20 protein-coding genes are annotated in these 23,416 nt (G+C 72.0%); 16 read left to right on the forward strand and 4 right to left on the reverse strand.

Annotated elements, in window-relative coordinates; all coding sequences use genetic code 11:
- The 9 genes from FCH28_RS37250 to FCH28_RS37290 form a co-directional block, all read left to right on the forward strand.
- Nucleotides 1-491: PucR family transcriptional regulator (locus tag FCH28_RS37250; protein WP_169314353.1), on the forward strand; the 491-nt coding region annotated here is incomplete at its 5' end.
- Nucleotides 492-703: 212 nt separating this feature from the next.
- Nucleotides 704-2,161, forward strand: a complete 1,458-nt coding sequence (locus FCH28_RS37255; RefSeq protein ID WP_136744875.1) for an aldehyde dehydrogenase family protein — start codon at nucleotides 704-706, stop codon at nucleotides 2,159-2,161.
- Between the two features lie 357 nt (nucleotides 2,162-2,518).
- Nucleotides 2,519-4,438, forward strand: a complete 1,920-nt coding sequence (locus FCH28_RS37260; RefSeq protein WP_136744876.1) for an acyl-CoA dehydrogenase family protein — start codon at nucleotides 2,519-2,521, stop codon at nucleotides 4,436-4,438.
- 169 nt (nucleotides 4,439-4,607) lie between these two features.
- Nucleotides 4,608-5,873 (forward strand): 1-deoxy-D-xylulose-5-phosphate reductoisomerase, encoded by a 1,266-nt coding sequence (dxr, locus tag FCH28_RS37265; protein ID WP_136744877.1) that lies wholly within the window; start codon nucleotides 4,608-4,610, stop codon nucleotides 5,871-5,873.
- Complete coding sequence (locus FCH28_RS37270) at nucleotides 5,870-7,171, forward strand: M50 family metallopeptidase (protein ID WP_136744878.1); 1,302 nt, start codon at nucleotides 5,870-5,872, stop codon at nucleotides 7,169-7,171. Before dxr ends, FCH28_RS37270 begins: the two co-directional genes overlap by 4 nt.
- A 171-nt stretch (nucleotides 7,172-7,342) precedes the next feature.
- A complete protein-coding gene (ispG, locus tag FCH28_RS37275) occupies nucleotides 7,343-8,500 on the forward strand; it encodes a flavodoxin-dependent (E)-4-hydroxy-3-methylbut-2-enyl-diphosphate synthase (protein WP_136744879.1) in 1,158 nt (385 codons plus the stop codon).
- A 173-nt stretch (nucleotides 8,501-8,673) separates the two neighbouring features.
- The gene (locus tag FCH28_RS37280) at nucleotides 8,674-9,519 is read left to right on the forward strand and encodes a GNAT family N-acetyltransferase (RefSeq protein WP_136744880.1); all 846 of its coding nucleotides are present in this window, start codon (nucleotides 8,674-8,676) and stop codon (nucleotides 9,517-9,519) included.
- A 40-nt stretch (nucleotides 9,520-9,559) separates the two neighbouring features.
- Nucleotides 9,560-10,096, forward strand: a complete 537-nt coding sequence (locus tag FCH28_RS37285; RefSeq protein ID WP_136744881.1) for a GNAT family N-acetyltransferase — start codon at nucleotides 9,560-9,562, stop codon at nucleotides 10,094-10,096.
- A gap of 134 nt (nucleotides 10,097-10,230) precedes the next feature.
- Entirely contained in the window at nucleotides 10,231-11,940 is a 1,710-nt protein-coding gene (locus FCH28_RS37290) for a proline--tRNA ligase (protein WP_136744882.1), read from the forward strand.
- Between the two features lie 336 nt (nucleotides 11,941-12,276).
- Here the strand turns inward: FCH28_RS37290 and FCH28_RS37295 are convergent, their stop codons facing one another.
- The 3 genes from FCH28_RS37295 to FCH28_RS37305 all read right to left on the reverse strand — a co-directional run bounded on the left by FCH28_RS37295 (nucleotide 12,277) and on the right by FCH28_RS37305 (nucleotide 14,509).
- Nucleotides 12,277-13,188 (reverse strand): aminoglycoside phosphotransferase family protein, encoded by a 912-nt coding sequence (locus tag FCH28_RS37295; RefSeq protein WP_136744883.1) that lies wholly within the window; start codon nucleotides 13,186-13,188, stop codon nucleotides 12,277-12,279.
- A gap of 66 nt (nucleotides 13,189-13,254) precedes the next feature.
- Nucleotides 13,255-13,770: a DUF4439 domain-containing protein gene (locus tag FCH28_RS37300; protein ID WP_136744884.1), complete on the reverse strand. Its 516-nt coding sequence runs from the start codon at nucleotides 13,768-13,770 to the stop codon at nucleotides 13,255-13,257.
- Between the two features lie 157 nt (nucleotides 13,771-13,927).
- On the reverse strand, nucleotides 13,928-14,509 hold the full coding sequence (locus FCH28_RS37305; protein WP_246103505.1) for a hypothetical protein: 582 nt from the start codon (nucleotides 14,507-14,509) through the stop codon (nucleotides 13,928-13,930).
- Nucleotides 14,510-14,627: 118 nt separating this feature from the next.
- On the opposite strand from FCH28_RS37305, the gene rimP reads away from it, so the two are divergent.
- The 7 genes from rimP to truB all read left to right on the forward strand — a co-directional run bounded on the left by rimP (nucleotide 14,628) and on the right by truB (nucleotide 21,782).
- The gene (gene rimP, locus FCH28_RS37310) at nucleotides 14,628-15,179 is read left to right on the forward strand and encodes a ribosome maturation factor RimP (RefSeq protein ID WP_136744885.1); all 552 of its coding nucleotides are present in this window, start codon (nucleotides 14,628-14,630) and stop codon (nucleotides 15,177-15,179) included.
- A gap of 2 nt (nucleotides 15,180-15,181) precedes the next feature.
- On the forward strand, nucleotides 15,182-16,174 hold the full coding sequence (gene nusA, locus FCH28_RS37315; protein WP_136744886.1) for a transcription termination factor NusA: 993 nt from the start codon (nucleotides 15,182-15,184) through the stop codon (nucleotides 16,172-16,174).
- Nucleotides 16,175-16,304: 130 nt separating this feature from the next.
- Nucleotides 16,305-16,583 carry a YlxR family protein gene (locus FCH28_RS37320; RefSeq protein WP_136744887.1) on the forward strand — a complete coding sequence of 93 codons (279 nt, stop codon included), beginning with the start codon at nucleotides 16,305-16,307 and terminating at the stop codon, nucleotides 16,581-16,583.
- 182 nt (nucleotides 16,584-16,765) lie between these two features.
- The gene (gene infB, locus FCH28_RS37325) at nucleotides 16,766-19,855 is read left to right on the forward strand and encodes a translation initiation factor IF-2 (RefSeq protein WP_136744888.1); all 3,090 of its coding nucleotides are present in this window, start codon (nucleotides 16,766-16,768) and stop codon (nucleotides 19,853-19,855) included.
- 178 nt (nucleotides 19,856-20,033) lie between these two features.
- Nucleotides 20,034-20,333 carry a DUF503 domain-containing protein gene (locus FCH28_RS37330; protein ID WP_136744889.1) on the forward strand — a complete coding sequence of 100 codons (300 nt, stop codon included), beginning with the start codon at nucleotides 20,034-20,036 and terminating at the stop codon, nucleotides 20,331-20,333.
- A 70-nt stretch (nucleotides 20,334-20,403) separates the two neighbouring features.
- Entirely contained in the window at nucleotides 20,404-20,859 is a 456-nt protein-coding gene (rbfA, locus tag FCH28_RS37335; protein WP_136744890.1) for a 30S ribosome-binding factor RbfA, read from the forward strand.
- Nucleotides 20,856-21,782 (forward strand): tRNA pseudouridine(55) synthase TruB, encoded by a 927-nt coding sequence (gene truB / locus FCH28_RS37340; RefSeq protein ID WP_136744891.1) that lies wholly within the window; start codon nucleotides 20,856-20,858, stop codon nucleotides 21,780-21,782. Before rbfA ends, truB begins: the two co-directional genes overlap by 4 nt.
- 90 nt (nucleotides 21,783-21,872) lie before the next feature.
- Here the strand turns inward: truB and FCH28_RS37345 are convergent, their stop codons facing one another.
- Complete coding sequence (locus FCH28_RS37345) at nucleotides 21,873-23,129, reverse strand: hypothetical protein (RefSeq protein WP_136744892.1); 1,257 nt, start codon at nucleotides 23,127-23,129, stop codon at nucleotides 21,873-21,875.
- Nucleotides 23,130-23,416: the final 287 nt, after the last annotated feature.

The raw sequence follows: 23,416 nt of genomic DNA on the forward strand, positions 1-23,416 counted from the left end.
GGGGCCGCGGCCGCGCGGAGGCGGGGCGCGGCCGCGCGGAGGCGGGGCGCGGCGCCGAGGGGCTCGCCGTGGGGCTGTCCGCGTCGACCGGCCCCGCCTCCGCCGCGACCGCCCACCGCCAGGCGGAACAGGCGCTCTCGGTGGCCCGTAGGCGCGGCGGCGCGCTGGTGGAGCACGAGGACGTGGCGGCGGGATCCGTGCTGCCGCTGCTCGCCGACGACGCCGTACGCGCCTTCGCCGACGGGCTGCTGCGCGCGCTGCGCGAGCATGACGCCACCGGCCGCGGCGATCTGGTCGCCTCGCTGCGCGCCTGGCTGTCCCGGCACGGGCAGTGGGACGCGGCCGCCGCCGACCTGGGCGTACACCGCCACACCCTGCGCTACCGGATGCGGCGGGTGGAGGAGATCCTGGGCCGCTCCCTGGACGACGCGGACGTGCGGATGGAGCTGTGGCTGGCCCTCAAGGCCAGCTCGGCGCCACCGGGGGAGTGAGAACGGCGGGGGAGGAGTGAGGGAGACAGGAGTGGAGTGAGAGAGGGCGGGGAGACCGCACGCCTCCTCCACCGCGGAGAGACACGCGGACGGATTACGCCGCTTCGGACAAACGCCACCGGAGGCTCGCGCCCCTACGGTGGGGGCAGAAAACGCAGCCGCTCCCAGAGCCATGCGCACCACCCACCATTTCGGAAGGGCCGGGATCCACTGTGCCGAACACTGCTGCAGCCCCCACCGCCTTTTGGCTCGCCGGCCGCAAGGCCACCGGCGAGGCCACCTTCGATGTCACCTCCCCCTGGGACGGACGTCTCGTCGGCACGGTGAGCGTCCCCACCGAGGCCCAGGTCGAGGAGGCCATCGAGGCCTCCGTCGCCGTGCAGGCCGAGCTCGCCGCGACGCCGGCCCATGTCCGGGCAGCCGCCCTGGACCACGTACATCGCCGGCTGGTGGAGCGTACGGAGGAGATCGCCCGGCTGATCTCCGCGGAGAACGGCAAGCCCATGAAGTGGGCGCGCGGCGAGGTCGGCCGCGCCATCTCCGTGTTCCGCTTCGCGGCCGAGGAGGCACGCCGCTTCAACGGCGGAGAGGCGCAGCGACTGGACACCGACGCGGGCGGCGTCGGCCGGCTCGCGCTGACCCGCCGCATCCCGCGCGGCACGGTCCTGGGCATCGCGCCGTTCAACTTCCCGCTGAACCTGTGCGCCCACAAGATCGCCCCGGCCATCGCGGCCGGCGCCCCGATCCTCCTCAAGCCGGCCCCGGCCACCCCGCTCTCCGGCCTGATCCTCGGCGAGCTGCTCGCCGAGACCGAGCTGCCGGCCGGTTCCTGGTCGATCCTCCCGGTGCCCAACGACCGGATGGAGGCCCTGGTCCAGGACGAGCGGCTGCCGGTCGTCTCCTTCACCGGCTCCGAGAAGGTCGGCTACGCGATCCTCGACTCGGTGCCGCGCAAGCACTGCACCCTGGAGCTCGGCGGCAACGGCGCGGCCGTCGTCCTGCCGGACTTCTCCTCCGAGGCGGACCTGGACTGGGCGGCGCAGCGCATCGCCACCTTCTCCAACTACCAGGGCGGCCAGTCCTGCATCTCGGTGCAGCGGGTGATCGCGGACGCCTCCGTCTACGACCGGCTGGTGCCGAAGATCGTCGAGGCGGTCGGTGCGCAGGTCACCGGCGACCCGTCCGACGATGCGACCGAGGTCGGCCCGCTGGTCAGCGAGGACGCCGCCAAGCGCGTCGAGGCCTGGGTGGACGAGGCCGTGGACCGCGGCGCGAAGCTGCTCGCGGGCGGCAAGCGGGACGGTGCCTCGTACGCGCCGACCGTGCTCGCCGATGTGCCCGCCGACACGACGCTGGCCTGCGAGGAGGTCTTCGGCCCGGTGCTCACGGTCACCAAGGTCGACGGCGAGGCCGCGGCGTTCGACGCCGTCAACGACTCCAAGTACGGCCTCCAGGCGGGTGTGTTCACGCACGACGTGCAGACCGCGTTCCGTGCGCACCGCGCGCTGGAGGTCGGCGGCGTGATCATCGGCGATGTGCCGTCCTACCGCGCCGACCAGATGCCGTACGGCGGCGCCAAGCAGTCCGGCGTCGGCCGCGAGGGCGTCCGCTTCGCGATGGAGGACTACACGTACGAGCGGGTCATGGTCCTCACGGGCCTTGACCTGTAGGAGTCACCGGTGCCGCGGGCGACCGCGGCACCAGCCGACCGGCCTGGACCGGTGGACAGCGACGGCCGTCCCTTGGGCCGTACCGCCCGCCAGGCCCCCGGCCGACGCACCCCCCGGCGCCGGCCCCGGTCGCGGCGCGCTCCGGCACCCTGTTCCGGAGCGCGCCGCGTCCCCCGTTCTCCCCCCGGCACAGGGCCCGCCTACCACTCGTGGCGGGTATTCGCACCCTCGCCGCCGCAGCCCCGCGCCACCACTGGTGCAACCCGCGTGGATCGGGAACCCTCACAAGTAGCACTGACCGGTAGCCGACCGGCCTGCCGGTGCAGCACTCCCGATCCGCGGTGAGGTGAGCTCCTGATGACCGCTCCGTCCATCCGAAAGGTTTCCGAGCGCGAGGCGCGGCAGGTCGCCGAGGCGGCCCGTGAGCAGGACTGGCGTAAGCCCAGCTTCGCCAAGGAACTGTTCCTGGGGCGCTTCAGGCTCGACCTCATCCATCCGCACCCCACCCCGGCGGCGGACGACGTGCGCCGCGGGGAGAAGTTCCTGGCCACCCTGCGCGAGTTCTGCGACACGAAGATCGACAGCGCCCGCATCGAGCGCGAGGGCCAGATCCCGGACGAGACGATCAACGGGCTCAAGGAACTCGGCGCGTTGGGCATGAAGATCGACACGAGGTACGGCGGCCTCGGCCTGACCCAGGTCTACTACAACAGGGCGCTCTCCCTGGTCGGTTCCGCCAGCCCCGCCATCGGCGCGCTGCTGTCGGCACATCAGTCGATCGGCGTACCGCAGCCGCTGAAGATCTTCGGCACCCAGGAGCAGAAGGACACCTTCCTGCCGCGCTGTGCCCGTACGGACATCTCCGCGTTCCTGCTGACCGAGCCGGACGTGGGCTCCGACCCGGCCCGGCTGGCGACCACCGCCGTCCCGGACGGCGACGGCTACGTACTGGACGGCGTGAAGCTGTGGACCACCAACGGGGTCGTCGCCGATCTGCTGGTGGTCATGGCCCGGGTGCCCGCCTCCGACGGCCACAAGGGCGGCATCACCGCCTTCGTCGTCGAGGCGGACTCGCCCGGCATCACCGTCGAGAACCGCAACGCGTTCATGGGCCTGCGCGGCCTGGAGAACGGGGTGACCCGCTTCCACCAGGTACGGGTCCCCGCCGGGCACCGTATCGGCCCCGAGGGCGCGGGCCTGAAGATCGCCCTGACCACGCTCAACACCGGCCGGCTCTCGCTGCCCGCGATGTGCGTCGGCGCGGGCAAGTGGTCCTTGAAGATCGCCCGCGAGTGGTCCGCGGCCCGTGAGCAGTGGGGCAAGCCGATCGCCCGGCACGAGGCCGTCGGCACCAAGATCTCCTTCATCGCCGCGACCACCTTCGCCCTCGAAGCCGTCGTCGACCTCTCCTCCCAGATGGCCGACGAGAACCGCAACGACATCCGTATCGAGGCGGCCCTCGCCAAGCTCTTCGGCTCCGAGATGGGCTGTCTGATCGCGGACGAGCTGGTGCAGATCCGCGGCGGCCGCGGCTTCGAGACCGCCGCCTCCCTGGCCGCCCGCGGCGAACGCGCCGTCCCTGCCGAACAGCTGCTGCGCGATCTGCGGATCAACCGGATCTTCGAGGGCTCGACGGAGATCATGCATCTGTTGATCGCGCGGGAGGCGGTGGACGCCCATCTGTCGGTCGCCGGTGACCTCATCGACCCCGACAAGAGCCTCGCCGACAAGGGCCGGGCGGCGGCCAAGGCCGGCGGGTTCTACGCCCGCTGGCTGCCCAAGCTCGTCACCGGACCGGGTCAACTTCCGCGCACCTACCAGGAGTTCGGCGACCTGGCGGGGCATCTGCGCTATGTCGAACGGTCCGCACGCAAGCTCGCCAGGTCCACCTTCTACGCGATGTCCCGGTGGCAGGGCCGGATGGAGACCAAACAGGGCTTCCTCGGCCGGATCGTCGACATCGGCGCCGAACTCTTCGCCATGAGCGCGGCCTGCGTACGGGCCGAGCATCTGCGGATCACCGGTGAGCACGGCCGCGAGGCGCACCAGCTCGCCGACGCCTTCTGCCGCCAGTCCCGGATCCGCGTCGAGGAACTCTTCGCACGCCTGTGGACCAACACCGACAGCGTCGACCGGAAGGTCGTCTCCGGGGTCCTCGACGGCAGCTACACCTGGCTGGAGGAGGGCGTCGTCGACCCCAGCGGCGACGGCCCCTGGATCGCCGACGCCACCCCGGGCCCGAGCGCGAAGGACAATGTGCACCGGCCCATCCGCTGAGGGCCGCAGGCCGGCTCCACGAGGTCTCCCACGGGCGCCTCGTACGGGCACACGCACCGCCGCCCGTACGAGCCGCCCCGCCCCGGCGGCGAAAACGTGAGCCGCTCGTGATCATCGCGTCGCCGACTCGGTGCCCGGAGCGCCCCGCCGACCGGCCACAATGGACCACATGACGGACTCCCTCGCCCACCCGCACCTGCGCTTCGATCCGGCCCCCGGCGATCCCGGCGGCCCGCGTGAGGTCGTGATCCTCGGCTCGACCGGCTCGATCGGCACCCAGGCGATCGACCTCGTGCTGCGCAACCCCGGCCGCTTCCGTGTGACCGCGCTCTCCGCGGCCGGCGGCCGGGTCGAACTGCTCGCCGAGCAGGCGCACCGGCTGCGGGTCCGCACCGTCGCGGTGGCCCGCGAGGACGCGGTGCCCGCGCTGCGCGAGGCGCTGACCGCGCGCTACGGGACGGGAGAGCCGCTGCCCGAGATCCTGGCGGGCCCCGACGCGGCCACCGAACTCGCCGCCTCGCCCTGCCACACCGTCCTCAACGGCATCACCGGCTCCATCGGCCTCGCCCCCACCCTCGCCGCCCTCACGGCCGGCCGGGCGCTCGCCCTCGCCAACAAGGAGTCCCTGATCGTCGGCGGGCCGCTGGTCAAGGCCCTCGCCAAGCCCGGCCAGATCATCCCCGTCGACTCCGAGCACTCCGCGCTCTTCCAGGCGCTGGCCGGCGGCGCCCGCGAAGAGGTGCGCAAGCTCGTCGTCACCGCCTCCGGCGGCCCGTTCCGCGGCCGTACGAAGCGCGAGCTGGCCGAGGTGACGCCCGAGCAGGCGCTGGCCCACCCCACCTGGGCGATGGGCCCCGTCATCACCATCAACTCCGCGACCCTGGTCAACAAGGGCCTGGAGGTCATCGAGGCGCATCTGCTCTACGACGTCCCCTTCGACCGCATCGAGGTCGTCGTCCATCCGCAGTCCTACATCCACTCGATGGTGGAGTTCACCGACGGCTCGACCCTCGCCCAGGCCAGCCCGCCCGACATGCGGATGCCGATCGCGCTCGGCCTCGGCTGGCCCGACCGGGTCCCGGACGCCGCGCCCGGCATCGACTGGACGAAGGCGCAGACCTGGGAGTTCTTCCCGCTGGACGCGGAAGCCTTCCCGTCCGTCCCGCTGGCCTGCCACGTAGGTGATCTGGGCGGCACCGCCCCCGCCGTCTTCAACGCGGCGAACGAGGAATGCGTGGACGCGTTCCTCAAGGGTGGGCTGCCATTCACCGGGATTGTGGATACGGTCGCCGAAGTGGTCGCCGAGCACGGCACGCCCGCACAGGGAACCTCCCTGACCGTCGCGGACGTCCTGGAGGCGGAAACCTGGGCGCGCGCCCGCGCCCGCGAACTGGCCGCCCGTGCGGCACGTACACCTTCGGAGGTGCGCGCATGACGACCTGGATGACCATCCTCGGCATAGTCGTCTTCGTCGTCGGCCTGCTGTTCTCCATCGCCTGGCACGAGCTCGGCCATCTCTCCACGGCCAAGCTCTTCGGCATCCGGGTGCCGCAGTACATGGTGGGTTTCGGGCCGACGCTCTTCTCCCGTAAGAAGGGCGACACCGAGTACGGCATCAAGGCCATCCCGCTCGGCGGCTACATCCGCATGATCGGCATGTTCCCGCCCGGCGACGACGGGAAGCTCCAGGCCCGCTCCTCCTCGCCGTTCCGCGGAATGATCGAGGACGCCCGCTCGGCGGCCTTCGAGGAGCTCCAGCCCGGCGACGAGAAGCGGCTGTTCTACACCCGCAAGCCCTGGAAGCGCATCATCGTGATGTTCGCCGGGCCGTTCATGAACCTGATCCTCGCGGTCGTGATCTTCATGAGCGTCCTGATGGGCTTCGGGATCAACACCCAGACGACCCAGGTCGGCTCGGTCTCGGACTGCGTCATCTCGGCCGCCGCCAAGACCGACAAATGCCCCGGCGACGCCAAGGACTCCCCGGCCAAGGCCGCCGGGCTGCGGGCCGGCGACAAGATCCTCTCGTTCAACGGCCGGGCCGTCCCGGACTGGGGCACCCTCCAGCAGCAGATCCGCGACACCACCGGACCTGCCACGATCGTCATCGAACGGCACGGCGCCCGGCAGACCCTGCACGCCGACCTGATCGAGAACAAGGTCGCCAAGACCGACGGCCACGGCGGCTATGTCCCCGGCGAGTACGTCACCGCCGGATTCCTCGGCTTCACCCCGGCCAGCGGCGTCGTCCCGCAGACCTTCGGCCAGTCCGTGGACCGCATGGGCAACATGGTCCAGCAGGGCGTCGAATCGCTGGTCAACCTGCCCGCCAAGGTCCCCGACCTGTGGGACGCGGCCTTCAACGGCGGCGAACGCAAGCAGGACTCCCCGATGGGTGTGGTCGGCGCGGCCCGGGTCGGCGGCGAGGTCTTCTCCCTGGACATCCCGCCGGAGCAGCGGGTCGCGACCATGCTCTTCCTGGTCGCAGGATTCAACCTCTCGCTGTTCCTGTTCAACATGCTGCCGCTGCTGCCGCTGGACGGCGGGCACATCGCCGGCGCCGTGTGGGAGTCGATCCGCCGGGCCTTCGCCAAGATCGTCCGACGCCCCGACCCCGGTCCCTTCGACGTCGCCAAGCTGATGCCGGTCGCCTATGTCGTCGCCGGGATCTTCATCTGCTTCACGCTGCTGGTGCTGGTCGCGGACGTGGTGAATCCGGTGAAGCTGACATAGCGGGCCAAAAGCCCCGGCCGGGTACCCGTGAGCGCACATGGGTGCCCGGCCACCTCCGTTTGAGGGGCCGCGCGGGCTCGATGTGCCCCTGGCAATCTCCGTGCCGTAATCTCGGAGGCCGGAGCCCGCCGAAGCCGGGACCTAGATCCACACCTTGGGGTTGCTCGCCAGATGACTGCCATTTCACTGGGAATGCCGGACGTACCGACCAAGCTCGCCGACCGCCGGGTCAGCCGCAAGATCCAGGTCGGTACGGTCGCCGTGGGCGGAGACGCACCGGTCTCGGTGCAGTCGATGACGACCACACGCACCTCGGACATCGGCGCCACGCTCCAGCAGATCGCCGAGCTGACCGCCTCCGGCTGCCAGATCGTCCGGGTCGCCTGCCCGACCCAGGACGACGCCGACGCCCTTCCCGTCATCGCCAGGAAGTCCCAGATCCCGGTGATCGCGGACATCCACTTCCAGCCGAAGTACGTCTTCGCCGCCATCGACGCCGGCTGCGCCGCGGTCCGCGTCAACCCCGGCAACATCAAGCAGTTCGACGACAAGGTCAAGGAGATCGCCAAGGCGGCCGCCGACGCCGGCACCCCCATCCGGATCGGCGTCAACGCCGGCTCCCTGGACCGCCGGCTGCTCCAGAAGTACGGCAAGGCCACCCCCGAGGCGCTCGTCGAGTCCGCCCTGTGGGAGGCGTCCCTCTTCGAGGAGCACGGCTTCCGCGACATCAAGATCTCGGTCAAGCACAACGACCCGGTCGTGATGGTCAACGCCTACCGCCAGCTCGCCGCCCAGTGCGACTACCCGCTCCACCTCGGCGTCACCGAGGCGGGCCCGGCCTTCCAGGGCACCATCAAGTCCGCCGTCGCCTTCGGCGCCCTGCTCTCCGAGGGCATCGGCGACACCATCCGGGTCTCCCTCTCCGCGCCGCCCGCCGAAGAGGTCAAGGTCGGCATCTCCATCCTGGAGTCGCTCAACCTCCGCCAGCGCCGGCTGGAGATCGTCTCCTGCCCGTCCTGCGGCCGCGCCCAGGTCGACGTCTACAAGCTCGCCGACGAGGTCACCGCGGGCCTGGACGGCATGGAGGTGCCGCTGCGCGTCGCTGTCATGGGCTGCGTCGTCAACGGCCCCGGCGAGGCCCGCGAGGCCGACCTCGGCGTCGCCTCCGGCAACGGCAAGGGCCAGATCTTCGTCAAGGGCGAGGTCATCAAGACCGTCCCCGAATCGAAGATCGTCGAGACCCTGATCGAAGAGGCCATGAAGATCGCCGAGCAGATGGAGAAGGACGGCGTGGCCTCCGGCGAGCCGACCGTCGCCATCGCCGGCTGACCCACCGCACCGCCGCCGAGCCCCGCCGCCCGCCCCGGGCCGCGGGGCTCGCGCGCATCCCCGACGAAGCCGCCCGCAGCGGGCCCCGGGTGCTCCCGCGCAGGTGGAGGTAAAGTGCCAAGACCTGCTCCCGCCTGGCCTCCCAGGCCCGCACCGGTGAGGCATTCCGACACGTGCTGACGACCACCACCATCAAGGTCCTCGAGCCCGGGGAGCTCGACGACGCCCTCGCGGTCCTGGACCGCGAACCGGTCGCCAATGCCTTCGTCGCCGCCCGCGTCCAGATCGCCGGCCTCGACCCCTGGCGGCTCGGCGGCGAGATGTGGGGCTGGTACGTCGGCGGCCGACTGGAATCCCTCTGCTACGCCGGCGCCAACCTCGTCCCCGTCTGCGCCACCCCCGAGGCCGTCCGCGGCTTCGCCGAGCGCGCCCGCCGCCAGGGCCGCCGCTGCTCCTCCATCGTCGGCCCGGCAGGCCCCACCGCCGAGCTGTGGGAGCTGCTGGAACCCCACTGGGGACCGGCCCGCGAGGTCCGCGCCCACCAGCCCCTGATGGTCACCAGCTCGCCGTCCACGGAGATCGCGCCCGACCCGTACGTGCGCCGGATCCGCAAGAACGAGATGGACGTGATCATGCCCGCGTGCGTGGCCATGTTCACCGAAGAGGTCGGCATCTCCCCGATGGCCGGCGACGGCGGACTCCTCTACCAGGCACGGGTCGCCGAACTCGTCGGCTCCGGCCGGTCCTTCGCCCGCATCGAGGACGGCAAGGTCGTCTTCAAGGCCGAGATCGGCGCCGCCACCCCGCACGCCTGCCAGATCCAGGGCGTCTGGGTCGACCCCGCCTACCGCGGCAAGGGCCTGTCCGAGACCGGTATGGCCGCCGTACTGCGCTACGCGCTCAGCGATGTCGCCCCCGTCGTCAGCCTCTACGTCAACGACTACAACACCGCCGCCCGCGCCTCCTACCGCCGGGTGGGCTTCAAGGAAGTCGGCGCGTTCATGAGCGTTCTCTTCTGACCCGCCACCGATGTCACCTGCCGCCTTGTACGCTCCGACCATGGATGACGTCGCGGTCGGCCCCCTCGATCTCGCTGCCCGCGTGGACGACGCACTCGCCGTCCAAGCGCTCGCCTTCGGACTGACCGACGACGAGATCGCCGTCCGCCGGCACATCATCCTGCGCCACCTCGGCTGCCCCGGCGCCCGCGCGCTCGGCGCGACCACCCCCGCCGGCCGGCTCATCGGCTTCGTCTACGGCATGCCCAACGACCGCGCCCACTGGTGGTCCACCGTCGTCGAGCCCTATCTGCGCGGCGAGGGCCTCGACCACTGGCTCGACGGCTCCTTCGTCATCACCGAGCTGCACGTCCACCCCGCCTACCAGAACCGGGGCATCGGCCGGACCCTGATCACCCGCATCACCGACGAGGCCACCGAACCCCGCAGCATCCTCTCCGCCATCGACACCGAAAGCCCGGCCCGCGCCCTCTACCGCTCCCTGGGCTACATGGACATCGCCCGCCGGGTGCTGTTCCCCAGCGCGCCCATTCCGTACGCGGTCATGGGCGCACCGCTGCCCCTGAAACGGCGCTGAGGGGGTGCGGGCCGCGGCGCCGTACGGGCACCCCCATCGGCTCGGGCCAGGCGCCGCGAAGAACCCGTTCACGCCCAGTGCGGCGAACCCGCTAACCTCCTGTGAGTCACCTTTCTTACGCAGGAGAAACTCCCATGGCCAACGCCGCACAGGTCCAGCGCATGTCCCGCTTGATGATCAAGACGCTGCGCGACGACCCGGCCGACGCCGAGACCGCAAGCCACAAGCTGCTCGTCCGCGCCGGGTACGTCCGCCGTTCCTCCGCCGGCATCTGGACCTGGCTGCCGCTGGGCAAGAAGGTCCTGGAGAACGTCTCCCGCGTCGTGCGCGAGGAAATGGACGCCATCGGCGGCCAGGAAGTCCTGCTCCCGGCCCTGCTGCCCAAGGAGCCCTACGAGGCCAGCGGCCGCTGGGAGGAGTACGGCGACCTCCTCTTCCGCCTCAAGGACCGCAAGGGCGCCGACTACCTCCTCGGCCCCACGCACGAAGAGATCTTCACCCTCACGGTCAAGGACCAGTGCACGTCCTACAAGGACCTGCCGGTGATCCTCTACCAGATCCAGACCAAGTACCGCGACGAGGCCCGTCCCCGCTCCGGCGTGCTGCGCGGCCGCGAGTTCCAGATGAAGGACTCGTACAGCTTCGACACCACCGACGAGGGCCTGGCCGAGTCCTACGGCCTGCACCGCCAGGCCTACCAGCGGATCTTCGAGCGCCTCGGCCTGGACTACCGCATCGTCTCCGCCGTCTCCGGTGCGATGGGCGGCTCCGCCTCCGAGGAGTTCCTGGCCCCCGCCGCGGCCGGCGAGGACACCTTCGTGGACTGCCCCGAGTGCGACTACGCCGCGAACACCGAGGCCGTCACGGCCAAGGTGGCGCCGGTGGACGGCTCGGCCGTCGGCGAGATCGAGGAGCTGGACACCCCCGACACCCCGACCATCGAGGCGCTCGCCGCGCACCTCGGCGTACCGGCGTCCGCCACGCTGAAGAACCTCCTGGTCAAGGTCGACGGCGAGATCGTCGCGGTGGGCGTGCCCGGCGACCGCGAGGTGGACATGGGCAAGCTGGGCGAGCACCTGGCGCCGGCCGTCGTCGAGCTGGTCACCGCCGAGGACTTCGTCGACCGCCCCGAGCTGGTCCGCGGCTATGTCGGCCCGCAGGGCCTGGCCGGCAAGGCGTTCCGCTACATCGCCGACCCGCGCATCGCCGCCGGCACCGACTGGATCACCGGCGCCAACAAGGAGGGCAAGCACGCCCGTAACGTCGTTACAGGCCGCGACTTCGAGGTCGACGACTACCTGGACGTGGTCGTCGTCGAGCCCGGTGACCCCTGCCCGAACTGCGGCGCCGGCCTGCGCATCGACCGCGCCATCGAGATCGGCCACATCTTCCAGCTGGGACGCAAGTACGCGGACGCCTTCGAGCTCGACGTGCTCGGCCAGAACGGCAAGCCCGTCCGGGTCACCATGGGTTCGTACGGCATCGGCGTCTCGCGTGCGGTGGCCGCCCTGGCGGAGCAGACCCACGACGAGTCCGGCCTCTGCTGGCCCCGCGAGATCGCCCCGGCGGATGTGCATGTCGTCGCCGCCGGCAAGGCCAAGCAGACCGAACTCGCCCTGGAGATCGGCGAACAGCTCGGTGCCGCTGGCGTGCGGGTCCTCGTCGACGACCGGGCCGGCGTCTCGCCCGGTGTGAAGTTCACCGACGCGGAGCTGCTCGGCGTGCCGACCATCGTCGTCGCCGGCCGCCGCGCCGCCGAGGGCGTCGTCGAGGTCAAGGACCGCCGCACCGGCGAGCGCGAGGAACTGACGGTCGAGGAGGCGGTGGCACGCCTCAGCGCGTAATACCGCCACACGAGCAACGCCGGTAGCGCCGGTAACGCCGTTACAGACGGGCCGGCCGGGACGAACACCCCGGCCGGCCCGTTCGCGTACGCGTCGACGAACGCGACGATGAACCCGCCTACGAACGTGTCGACGAACGTGTCGACGCACGCGCCGATGAACGCGTCGACGCACGCGCCGCCGGGCGCATCCGGGCATCCGAGGCTCCGGCCGGGGAATAGCCGCCCGGCCCGCCGCGTTGTGGACCCGCAGGGGGCCTTCGCATCCCCTAGGGGATCTGTTCGACCAACCCTTAAGGGTCCCGCCCCCCAAGCCCCCAGGCCCAGCCCCCCGCCCCTAAAGCCAAGCGGCGAACTCCAGCAGCAGCTCGCCGCGTTGCCGGTCGCCGGTCGCCGATTCGCGTATGCCCGCGCACACCGCCCGGTACAGCGTCCAGCCGCGCAGCCGGTCCCGGTCCACGTCCAGGGAGTCGGCCAGCTTGGCGACCCTGCGGCGGGCCGCCGCGGCCGCGCCGGAACCGGCCACCAGGTCCTCGAAGCGGTCCAGCACCAGACCCGCCAGGTCGTACGCCCGCTCGCCGACCACCGGCGCCGGGCCGATCGCCAGCCACGGCGTCCGTTCGCCGGCCAGCACCTTGCCCTGCCGGAACGCGCCGTGCAGCAGGAACCGTTCCTCGGATGCGGCCGGCAGGGTACGGCGCAGCTCCACCGCCTCGTCGACCAGCGGCCCGGCCGCCGGTGCCGCCGCGCCCGCGCTCCGCAGCGCCTCCGCGGCCTCCTCCGTGCGGCCCGCCAGCGTCGCGAACGCGTGCCCCTCGCCCGGCGGCACCCACAGTCGGCGCACCGTACCCGCCGCCTCCAGCAACGCCTTCGCCTCCGGCAGCGAGCGCAGCGACACCGAGGCCCGCAGCCGCTCCAACAGCAGCGCACCGCTCGCGTCGTCGGACCGCAACAGCCGCACCGCGCCCCAGCCGTCCCACACCGTCAGCGCCGCGCCCTCCTGCGCGGACGCCCGCCCCGGGACCGGGAGTTTCAGCGCCGCCGGCGTCCCGTCCTGCTGCCGTACGAACGCGACCAGACTGCTGCGGCCACCGGGGGCGTGCACCCGTTCCAGCGTCAGTTCCCATGCGTCCAGACGCTGCTGAACCAGCGTCGGCAGGCCCTCCAGCCAGCTCCGTACGGGACCGTCCTGATCGCCGCCGAGCGAGCTCACCAACCGTTGCGGCGGTTCGATGGGTGCCGTTGCCATGCTGTGAGCTGTCCTTTTCCTGGGCGGTGGCCGTGGCCGGGGCGGTGGCCGTGGCCGGCCGGTCGTTCAGAGCGCGTTCGAAGGGGGACTCGCGAAGCCGGACGGGGCGCCGGACGGAGCAGCGCCGGCCGCGGCCCGCTCCACGAGACCAGGGAAGGCTACGCCGCTGCCGCGCCAGCGCACCGCCCGCACTGCCGCCTCCCGCAGCGCGGCCGCCGCCTCGTTGCGGCGTGCCTTCCCGCCGGCCCGTACGAGATCCGCGTAGACGGCGGCCAGCCGGTCCTCCAGCTCCGCGGCGAGCCGGGCCGCGGCGGCGGAATCCGGCACCGGGAAGGGCAGCGCGTACGCGGCGGCCGCGGCCTTCGGCCTGCCGCCCAGGTCCAGCACGGCGCGGCGCAGCGCGTCCCGGCGCGCGCGGTGCGCGTCGTACGCGGCCTGCGCCTCCCCGCGCCGGGCGCCGGCGATCCGCCCGCCGACCACGCCGTAGCCGTACACGGCGGCATGCTCGGCGGCCAGCGCCGCCTGTACGGCGGTCAGCTCGTCGTCGTGGGCACGGTCCTTGTCGCGCGTGGTTCCCGTCATCGGGGGCGTGCTCCTTCGCTGCTCATGTCCTGGCTTCCCGATGCCCCCGCCGGGCTGTGCCGGCTCCCACCGCACCCGGCTCGCCTGTTCCCACCACACCCGGCTCGCCTGTTCCCACCACGCCCGCCCGGCCTGTTCCCACCGCGCCCGCCCGGCCTCACGCCCCGGCCTCCGTCAGGAGATACGCATGCGCCGCGCCCGCCGCCGCCACCGAGGCGAGCAGCCGGGCCAGCTCCGGCGGCGCGTCGGCCAGCGCCTTCGTACGCGCGTCGGCCAGCTTCCGTTCCGCGTCGGCGAGCGCGGTACGCGCCGCCTTCCGGTCCTCGGGCACCGCCGGCCCGGAGGCGGGCGCGCCGGAGTGGTGCACAGGACGGCCGGAGGGCGCGCCGCCGGGGGACGAGGTCGCCCCGCCGTTCTTGTTGTCGCCGGCCTTGTCACCGGTGAACGCCTCGGCATGCCGGGCGACTTCGGCGCGCAGCGGCCGCAGCCGCGCCGCCAGATCCGGGTGCGCGGCCAGCGTCGCGTCATAGCGCGCCAGCAGCGCCGCGCTGTCGCGGGCGGCGCGCCCGCGGAGCCGTTCGGCGGCGGAGGAGTGTTCGGCCCGCCCGGGGCCGGGATCGTCGGAGCAGCCCGCCACCAGGGCCGCGCCCCCGAGGGCGGCGCCGGCCAGCAGGGTCCTTCTGCGCGTGAGCGCCTCGTTCGGCACGTTCCACTTCCAGGGGTCTTCCGATGTGATCACCGCAGGCGAGAGTATCCGTGACCACCCACGGAATCGTCAGTACCCCGCCGGAACCGATAGGCTTTGACCCGACACGCGACCTACCCACAACAGCACACGCGGCCGAGGAGTCACCCGGATGAGCACCACCCAGAGCGAGAGGCTGCGCGGACTGCTTGAACCGCTCGTCGCCGCGCGAGACCTGGATCTGGAAGAGATCGAGGTGACACCGGCGGGCAAGCGGCGGGTGCTGAGGATCGTGGTCGATTCCGACGAGGGCGTCCAGCTGGACGAGTGCGCCGAGCTGAGCCGCGAGGCCTCCCAGGTCCTGGACGACTCCGATGCGATGGGCGGCGCCCCGTACACCCTCGAGGTGACCTCGCCCGGCGCCGACCGGCCGCTGACCGAGCTGCGGCACTACCGCCGCGCCGAAGGCCGCCTCATCAAGGCCCAACTCCACGAAGGCGGCGAGCTGGTCGCCCGGATCACCGGCGTCGACGACGCGGGTCTGGACCTCGAAGTGCCGGGTGTGAAGGGGCGTAAGCCGACCGCCCGGCGGGTCGCGTTCGACGAGATCGCCAAGGCGCGGGTCGAGCTGGAATTCAGCCGTAAGCCCGAGAAGCCCGAGAAGTCGGACAAGCGCGACGCGCAGCAGGACGAGAAGATCGACGAGAACAAGGAGGAGGCGTAGCCGTGGATATCGACATGAGTGCCCTGCGGGGTTTGGTGCGGGAGAAGGAGATCTCGTTCGACCTGCTGGTCGAGGCGATCGAGTCGGCCCTCCTCATCGCATACCACCGCACCGACGGCAGCCGTCGGCACGCGCGGGTGGAGCTGGACCGCGGCACCGGGCATGTGACGGTGTGGGCGAAGGAAGACCCGCAGGACCTCGCGGAGGGCGAGGAGCCGCGTGAGTTCGACGACACCCCCTCGGGTTTCGGGCGGATCGCGGCGACCACGGCCAAGCAGGTCATCCTGCAGCGGCTGCGGGACGCCGAGGAGGAGATCACGTTCGGCGAGTACGCCGGGCGTGAGGGCGATGTCGTCACCGGCGTCGTGCAGCAGGGCAAGGACCCGAAGAACGTCCTGGTCGACATCGGCCGGCTCGAGGCGATCCTGCCGGTGCAGGAGCAGGTCCCCGGTGAGGACTACGCGCACGGCACCCGCCTCCGCTCCTACGTGGTGCGCGTCGTCAAGGGCGTACGCGGCCCGTCGGTGACGCTCTCGCGTACCCACCCCAATCTGGTGAAGAAGCTCTTCGCCATGGAGGTGCCGGAGATCGCGGACGGCTCGGTGGAGATCGCCGCCATCGCGCGGGAGGCCGGCCACCGCACCAAGATCGCGGTCCGTTCCACCCGCTCAGGGCTGAACGCCAAGGGCGCCTGCATCGGCCCGATGGGCGGCCGGGTGCGCGCCGTCATGGCCGAGCTGCACGGCGAGAAGATCGACATCGTGGACTGGTCGGACGACCCGGCCGACCTGGTGGCGAACGCGCTGTCGCCGGCCCGGGTCAGCAAGGTCGAGGTGGTGGACCTGGCGGCGCGTTCCGCCCGGGTCACCGTGCCCGACTACCAGCTGTCACTGGCCATCGGCAAGGAAGGGCAGAACGCCCGGCTCGCCGCCCGTCTCACGGGCTGGCGGATCGACATCCGCCCGGACACCGAGCACCAGGCACCACAGGACTGAACCAGCCGCCGGGCCGTCGCGGCGCACCGAAAAAGGGTGGCGCCGAGGCGGCCCGCCGGGAATTCTGAGCAGCCGTTCGGGCATTACCCCATGCAGGGGTGAGGCCGGCGCGGGGAGGTAGACTTAAGCAGTGTCTGGCCGGACGCATGCCCGCGCATGCCCTGAGCGCACCTGTCTGGGATGCCGGGAGCGAGCGGCCAAGGGCGATTTGCTGCGCATCGTGGTGATCGAGGGTGAGTGTGCCCACGATCCTCGCGGTACGCTGCCCGGCCGGGGTGCTTATGTGCACCCGACACTGGTCTGCCTCGACCTGGCGGTTCGCCGCCGGGCCTTTCCCCGGGCCTTTCGGGGCCGGGGACCGTTCGACACGACTGAATTGCGTCGGTTCATCGAACGGGGCGCATGTTGAGCAGTGCCGCCATTGCAATAACGCAGAGCAAGAAAACGCACAGCGCACGGAAAACCGTGCGGTCAGGTACCTCGCGAGTCGGAAGTAGGTCGAGATTGCGATGAGCACTCGATGAGTACGCGATGAGTACGCCCATGAAGTAGCGACGGTCCGGTGGACAACCCGGACCTAGAAGGAGCGAAGTGGCTAAGGTCCGGGTATACGAACTCGCCAAGGAGTTCGGCGTTGAGAGCAAGGTCGTCATGGCCAAGCTCCAAGAACTTGGTGAATTCGTCCGTTCGGCGTCCTCGACGATCGAGGCGCCGGTTGTTCGCAAGTTGACCGACGCTTTCCAGGCAGGCGGCGGCAGTGGCCGCGCCTCTGGCAAGCCCGCGGCGCCGCGCAAGTCGGCCCCCGCAAAGCCGTCCCCGGCGGCCCCGTCGCCGGCGCAGGCGGCTCGTCCGGCTGCCCCGAAGCCGGGCGCCCCCAAGCCGGGCCCCGCGGCTCCGGCAACCCCCGAGGCCCCGGTGACGCCGGTGGCCCCCAAGAGCACTCCCGCCGCAGGCCCGACCCCGGGCCCGCGCCCCGCGCCGGCTCCGAAGCCCGCGGCGGCCCCCAAGCCCGCTCCGGCCGCGCCCGCGCAGCCCGAGTTCCAGGCCCCGCCGTCCGCGCCGGCCGCCCCCGGCCCGTCGGCTCCCCGTCCCGGTGCCACCCCCGGCCCGCGTCCGGCCCGTCCGGCGCCCGCGCAGGGTGGTCAGGGCCGCGGCGGTGCGCCGCGTCCCGGTGGCGACCGCCAGGGCGGCCGTCCCGGCGGTGCCCGTCCGTCCGGCCCCCGTCCGGGCAACAACCCCTTCACGTCCAGCGGCTCCACGGGCATGGCCCGTCCGCAGGCCCCCCGTCCCGGTGGCGCCCCGCGTCCCGGTGGCCAGGGCGGCCCCGGCGGCCCGCGTCCGCAGGGCGGCCAGGGCGGTCCCCGGCCGCAGGGCCAGGGCGGCGCCCGTCCGACCCCCGGTGGCATGCCCCGTCCGCAGGGCGCGGCTCCCGGTGGCGCTCCGCGTCCCGGTGGCGGCGGCGGTAACCGCCCGAACCCGGGCATGATGCCGCAGCGTCCCGCTGCCGGCCCGCGTCCGGGCCCCGGTGGCGGCGGCGGTCGCGGTCCCGCTGGTGCCGGTCGTCCCGGTGGCGGCGGTCGTCCCGGTGGTGGCGGCGGCTTCGCCGGCCGTCCCGGTGGTGGCGGCGGCGGTCGTCCGGGTGGCGGCGGCGGTTTCGCCGGTCGTCCCGGTGGCGGCGGTCCCGGTGGTGGCGGCGGCTTCGGCGGTCGTCCCGGCTTCGGTGGCCGTCCCGGCGGTCCCGGTGGCCGTGGTGGCACGCAGGGTGCGTTCGGCCGTCCCGGCGGTCCGGCGCGTCGTGGCCGCAAGTCGAAGCGGCAGCGCCGTCAGGAGTACGAGGCCATGCAGGCCCCGTCGGTGGGCGGCATCATGCTGCCGCGTGGCAACGGTGCGACGGTTCGCCTGTCGCGCGGTGCCTCGCTGACGGACTTCGCCGAGAAGATCAACGCCAACCCGGCGTCGCTCGTCCAGGTCATGCTGAACCTGGGTGAGATGGTCACCGCGACGCAGTCGGTCTCCGACGAGACGCTGCAGCTGCTCGCCGAAGAGATGAACTACGTCGTCGAGATCGTCAGCCCGGAGGAGGAGGACCGCGAGCTTCTCGAGTCCTTCGACATCGACTTCGGCGAGAACGAGGGCGGCGAGGAGATGCTCGTCGCGCGTCCGCCGGTGGTGACCGTCATGGGTCACGTCGACCACGGTAAGACGCGACTGCTCGACGCGATCCGCAAGACGAACGTCATCGCGGGCGAGGCCGGCGGCATCACCCAGCACATCGGTGCCTACCAGGTCGCGACCGAGGTCAACGACGAAGAGCGTCGGATCACCTTCATCGACACCCCGGGTCACGAGGCGTTCACCGCCATGCGTGCCCGTGGTGCCAAGTCGACCGACATCGCGATCCTCGTGGTGGCGGCCAACGACGGTGTCATGCCGCAGACGATCGAGGCGCTGAACCACGCCAAGGCGGCCGATGTGCCGATCGTGGTCGCGGTCAACAAGATCGACGTCGAGGGTGCCGACCCGACCAAGGTGCGCGGTCAGCTCACCGAGTTCGGTCTGGTGGCCGAGGAGTACGGCGGCGACACCATGTTCGTCGACATCTCCGCCCGCCAGGGTCTGAACATCGACCAGCTGCTCGAGGCCGTCGTGCTCACCGCGGACGCCTCGCTCGACCTGCGCGCCAACGCGGAGCAGGACGCGCAGGGCATCGCGATCGAGGCCCACCTCGACCGCGGACGCGGCGCCGTGGCGACCGTCCTCGTCCAGCGCGGCACGCTGCGCGTCGGTGAGACGATGGTCGTCGGCGACGCGTACGGCCGAGTCCGGGCGATGCTCGACGACAAGGGCAACCACGTCGAGGAAGCGGGTCCGTCGACCCCCGTCCTGGTCCTGGGTCTGACCAACGTCCCGGGCGCCGGCGACAACTTCCTGGTCGTCGACGAGGACCGTACGGCCCGTCAGATCGCCGAGAAGCGCGCGGCGCGCGAGCGCAACGCGGCCTTCGCCAAGCGCACCCGCAGGGTCTCCCTGGAGGACCTGGACAAGGTGCTCAAGGCCGGCGAGGTCCAGCAGCTCAACCTCATCATCAAGGGTGACGCTTCTGGTTCCGTCGAGGCTCTGGAGTCCTCGCTGCTCCAGCTCGACGTCGGCGAAGAGGTCGACATCCGGGTGCTGCACCGCGGCGTCGGTGCGGTCACGGAGTCCGACATCAACCTGGCGTCCGGCTCCGACGCGATCGTCATCGGCTTCAACGTGCGCGCCGAAGGCCGTGCCACGCAGATGGCCGACCGCGAGGGCGTCGACGTCCGGTACTACTCGGTCATCTACCAGGCGATCGAGGAGATCGAGTCGGCCCTCAAGGGCATGCTCAAGCCGGAGTACGAGGAGGTCGAGCTCGGTACGGCGGAGATCCGCGAGGTCTTCAAGTCGTCCAAGCTGGGCAACATCGCGGGTGTCATCATCCGCTCCGGCGAGGTCAAGCGGAACACCAAGGCCCGCCTGGTCCGCGACGGCAAGGTCATCGCGGAGAGCCTCAACATCGAGGGTCTGCGCCGCTTCAAGGACGACGTCACCGAGATCCGCGAAGGCTTCGAGGGCGGTATCAACCTCGGAAACTTCAACGACATCAAGGTCGACGACGTCATCGCGACGTACGAGATGCGCGAGAAGCCGCGCGGCTGATCGCGCAGCCCGCGCGTAGCGCGGTCCACCAGGGGTGGTGGTCGGGCGACGGGCGGGAGCGACTGACCGGGGCCGGTCGGCGGAGCGTAAACTCCGTCGATCGGCCCCGGCCGTTCCGTGTACGGTTCGAAATGACTCGAATCCCCAAAGGCCCCGCGGGTGGCTTGACCCGTCTTGCATGTATCTAGGGACGCTGTCCTTCGACCTGCTTCTCGGCGACGTCCGGTCGCTGAAGGAGAAGCGCTCCGTCGTCCGCCCGATCGTCGCCGAGCTGCACCGCAAGTACGCGGTGAGCGTCGCGGAGGTCGGGGACCAGGATCTGCACCGCAGGGCCACCATCGGCCTGGCGGTGGTGTCCGGGGACCCGGGGCATGTCACCGAAGTCATGGACCGCTGCGAGCGCCTGGTCGCCGCACGGCCCGAAGTGGAGCTGCTGTCGGTACGGCGGCGGCTGCACGGCGAGGACGACTGGTCATGATCACTGGATCACGACAGGCGGTCCTCGCCGGTGGAAGCACAATTGTGGAAGACAAGAAGGAGACGGACCAGTGGCCGACAATGCGCGGGCGAAGAAGCTGGCGGACCTCATCCGGGAGGTGGTCGCCCAGAAGCTGCAGCGCGGAATCAAGGACCCGCGACTCGGCACGCATGTGACCATCACGGACACCCGGGTCACCGGCGACCTGCGGGAGGCGACGGTCTTCTACACGGTCTACGGCGATGACGAGGACCGTGCCAGCGCGGCCGCCGGGCTGGAGAGCGCCAAGGGCATCCTGCGCTCCGCGGTCGGGGCGGCGGCGGGGACGAAGTTCACGCCGACCCTGGCCTTCGTGGCGGACGCCCTGCCGGAGAACGCCAAGACCATCGACGACCTGCTCGACAAGGCGCGGGCCTCGGACGCCAAGGTGCGCGAGGCGTCCTCCGGCGCCCAGTACGCCGGCGACGCCGACCCGTACCGCAAGCCGGGTGAGGACGAGGACGACGAGGGCGCAGCGGCAGAATGAAGCGTGAGAGCAACAAGCCGGGCGGTCTCGTCATCGTCGACAAGCCGTCCGGTTTCACTTCGCACGACGTGGTGGCGAAGATGCGCGGGATGGCCCGCACCCGCCGGGTCGGGCACGCCGGCACGCTCGACCCGATGGCCACGGGCGTGCTCGTCCTGGGCATCGAGCGGGCCACGAAGCTGCTCGGCCATCTCGCGCTGACCGAGAAGGAGTACGTCGGCACGATCCGGCTGGGTCAGACGACGATCACCGACGACGCGGAGGGCGAGATCACCGCGTCGAAGGCGGCGCACGGCCTGGCCCGCGCCGACATCGACGCCGGGGTCGCCGCGCTGTCCGGCGCGATCATGCAGATCCCGTCGAAGGTCAGCGCCATCAAGATCAACGGCAAGCGGTCGTACTCGCGGGTGCGCGACGGCGAGGAAGTGGAGATCCCGGCCCGGCCGGTCACCGTCTCCTCGTTCGTGCTGCACTCCGCGCATGAGACCGAGGCGGAGGACGGCACCCCGGTGACCGATCTGCTGGTCTCCGTCGTGTGCTCGTCCGGTACGTACATCCGCGCGCTGGCCCGCGACCTGGGCGCCGGGCTCGGCGTCGGCGGGCACCTCACCGCGCTGCGGCGCACCCGGGTCGGCCCGTACAAGCTGGACCAGGCGCGCACCCTGGAGCAGCTCCAGGCCGCGGTGGACGACCCCGAGGGCGGCGGGCTGCCGGTCATGCCGATCGGCGAGGCGGCGGCCGCCGCGTTCACCCGCTGGGACGTCGCAGAACCGCAGGTGCGGCTGCTGCTCAACGGTGCGCGGATCCCGATGCCGCTCTTCGACGGCGACGGTCCCGTGGCGGCGTTCGGGCCGGACGGTACGTTCCTGGCCCTGGTGGAGAACCAGGGCGGGAAGGCCAAGAGCCTGGCGGTGTTCGCCTGAGGGGCGGACCAGGGGCTGACGGCACAGGGCCGGGCCAGGGGCGGTGATCCGCTCCGGCCCGGCCCTTGCCGTGTGCGGCGGGGGTGCCGTTCAGTACGCCCAGTTCCTGGGGCGGCCGTTCTTCGTGAGGCCGGCCCGTTCGGCCAGCGCGTCCTGCTCGGGGGACTCCTGCCGCTTCCTGCCGGGTTTCGCCTTCGCCGGCTTCACCCGGAGCACCCGGACCGGATCGCCGCCGTCCGGCCCGGACACGGCGCCGCCGTAGCGCAGGTCACCGGCGAACCAGTACCGCTCGGTGACCGCGAACCGCCTGCGCGTCGGGACCGACCGCAGCCGGACCACCTGCCCCCGCGCCGGCTTGAGGGCGAGGATCTCGCCGTCCCGCCCGGTCCCCGTCGCCTCGGGCTCGCCGTACATCTCCTGCCAGGGGTACGTCCGCAGGGTCCGGCCCAGCCGCCGTGCCCCGCCGACCGAGAGGGCGGACACCAGCACGGTGAACGGTGCGACGAGCATCAGCACGACGGCGGCCGGGATGAGCGGATCGGGGTCGGCCCGCAGGCCGATGGTCACGAAGAAGCCCGCCAGCAGGGCCAGTTGGCCGTACAGCGTGATCCGGCGGCGGAGGAGCGAGCGTCGCCAGTCGGCCGCGGTGTCCGGGTGGTGCAGGGCGGTCTTCGCGGATCCGTCCACCGGGACCGGGCCGCGGTCCAGGGCGCCGTCCGGCACGGCCACCCGCGCGCCCACGGCCAGCGCGCGGGCGCGGGCCGTGTCGTCGAGCGGACCGGCATAGGCACGTAGCCGGGTGTCGCGGGCGGCGGGCTGGGCCAGCGTCGTCATGCGCCGGGGGCCGGGAAGCGCGAGGACGCCCAGGAAGCGAGGGTCGCCGGCGAACCACACCTCGTCGGGCGGTGTCGCCCCGGTCGCGAAGCGGCCGTCCACCGGGAGCCGGATCTCCCGCCCGTGCAGGCCGGGGTCGGGCAGTACGAGATGGTGACGTCCCCCGTCGTCCCTCCGGAGCACGCCGTGCAGCCGCTGCCAGGGGTAGGTCCGCAGTACGCGTGCCCGGTGGCGTGCCGCGGCCGTCTGTGCGAACGCCCGGCAGGAGCCCGCCAGAGCGGCGCACGACAGGACGTAGAGCAGCGGGAAGCCCCAGCTCACCGCCGACGCGGGGAGGTGGTCGAGGCCGAGGTTCAGCGCGCCGGCCAGGCCCAGCAGGAGCACGGCGGACGCGGCGGCGGCGAGGATGCGCAGGCGGGCCGCGCGGGCGGTGGGCGGTTCGGTGGCGGCGGTCGCGGCCAGCTGATTTTGTTCGCTCGGCGGCTCCGCCTGCTGGGCCGGGTGGCTGGTCACGAGCGCGCACCCTACGGGAGGGGCGCGCCGGGCCCAAGGCCGGGGCGGGGCCGGGGCGGCGGCGGAGGCGGTGGAACGCGGAACGCCCGTACGGGCGCGGGGCGTTGGCCCGCGCTCCACCCTCCCCCTCCCTCTCCGTCTGTCCATCCGGATCCGGCAATTCACTCCATCAGGGAGGCGCTCGGGGTGAATCAAGGCGCGGACGGGGGCGCTTTCCCAGGGGGCACCTGTTGCGAAGATCACCACCTCCCTACGGTCGGAGCAAGGGGAGCGGCGGGGAGGAATCG

The organism is Streptomyces piniterrae (assembly GCF_005048155.1).
In the GTDB taxonomy this organism is placed as follows: domain Bacteria; phylum Actinomycetota; class Actinomycetes; order Streptomycetales; family Streptomycetaceae; genus Streptomyces; species Streptomyces piniterrae.

Bases quoted from the DNA above. Each gene is read 5' to 3' on its own strand.
- FCH28_RS37330 (WP_136744889.1), top strand. From the start codon at position 20,034: ATGTATCTAGGGACGCTGTCCTTCGACCTGCTTCTCGGCGACGTCCGG.
- FCH28_RS37300 (WP_136744884.1), bottom strand. From the start codon at position 13,770: ATGACGGGAACCACGCGCGACAAGGACCGTGCCCACGACGACGAGCTG.
- FCH28_RS37260 (WP_136744876.1), top strand. From the start codon at position 2,519: ATGACCGCTCCGTCCATCCGAAAGGTTTCCGAGCGCGAGGCGCGGCAG.
- FCH28_RS37285 (WP_136744881.1), top strand. From the start codon at position 9,560: ATGGATGACGTCGCGGTCGGCCCCCTCGATCTCGCTGCCCGCGTGGAC.
- FCH28_RS37295 (WP_136744883.1), bottom strand. From the start codon at position 13,188: ATGGCAACGGCACCCATCGAACCGCCGCAACGGTTGGTGAGCTCGCTC.
- rimP (WP_136744885.1), top strand. From the start codon at position 14,628: ATGAGCACCACCCAGAGCGAGAGGCTGCGCGGACTGCTTGAACCGCTC.
- dxr (WP_136744877.1), top strand. From the start codon at position 4,608: ATGACGGACTCCCTCGCCCACCCGCACCTGCGCTTCGATCCGGCCCCC.
- ispG (WP_136744879.1), top strand. From the start codon at position 7,343: ATGACTGCCATTTCACTGGGAATGCCGGACGTACCGACCAAGCTCGCC.
- truB (WP_136744891.1), top strand. From the start codon at position 20,856: ATGAAGCGTGAGAGCAACAAGCCGGGCGGTCTCGTCATCGTCGACAAG.
- FCH28_RS37290 (WP_136744882.1), top strand. From the start codon at position 10,231: ATGGCCAACGCCGCACAGGTCCAGCGCATGTCCCGCTTGATGATCAAG.
- FCH28_RS37270 (WP_136744878.1), top strand. From the start codon at position 5,870: ATGACGACCTGGATGACCATCCTCGGCATAGTCGTCTTCGTCGTCGGC.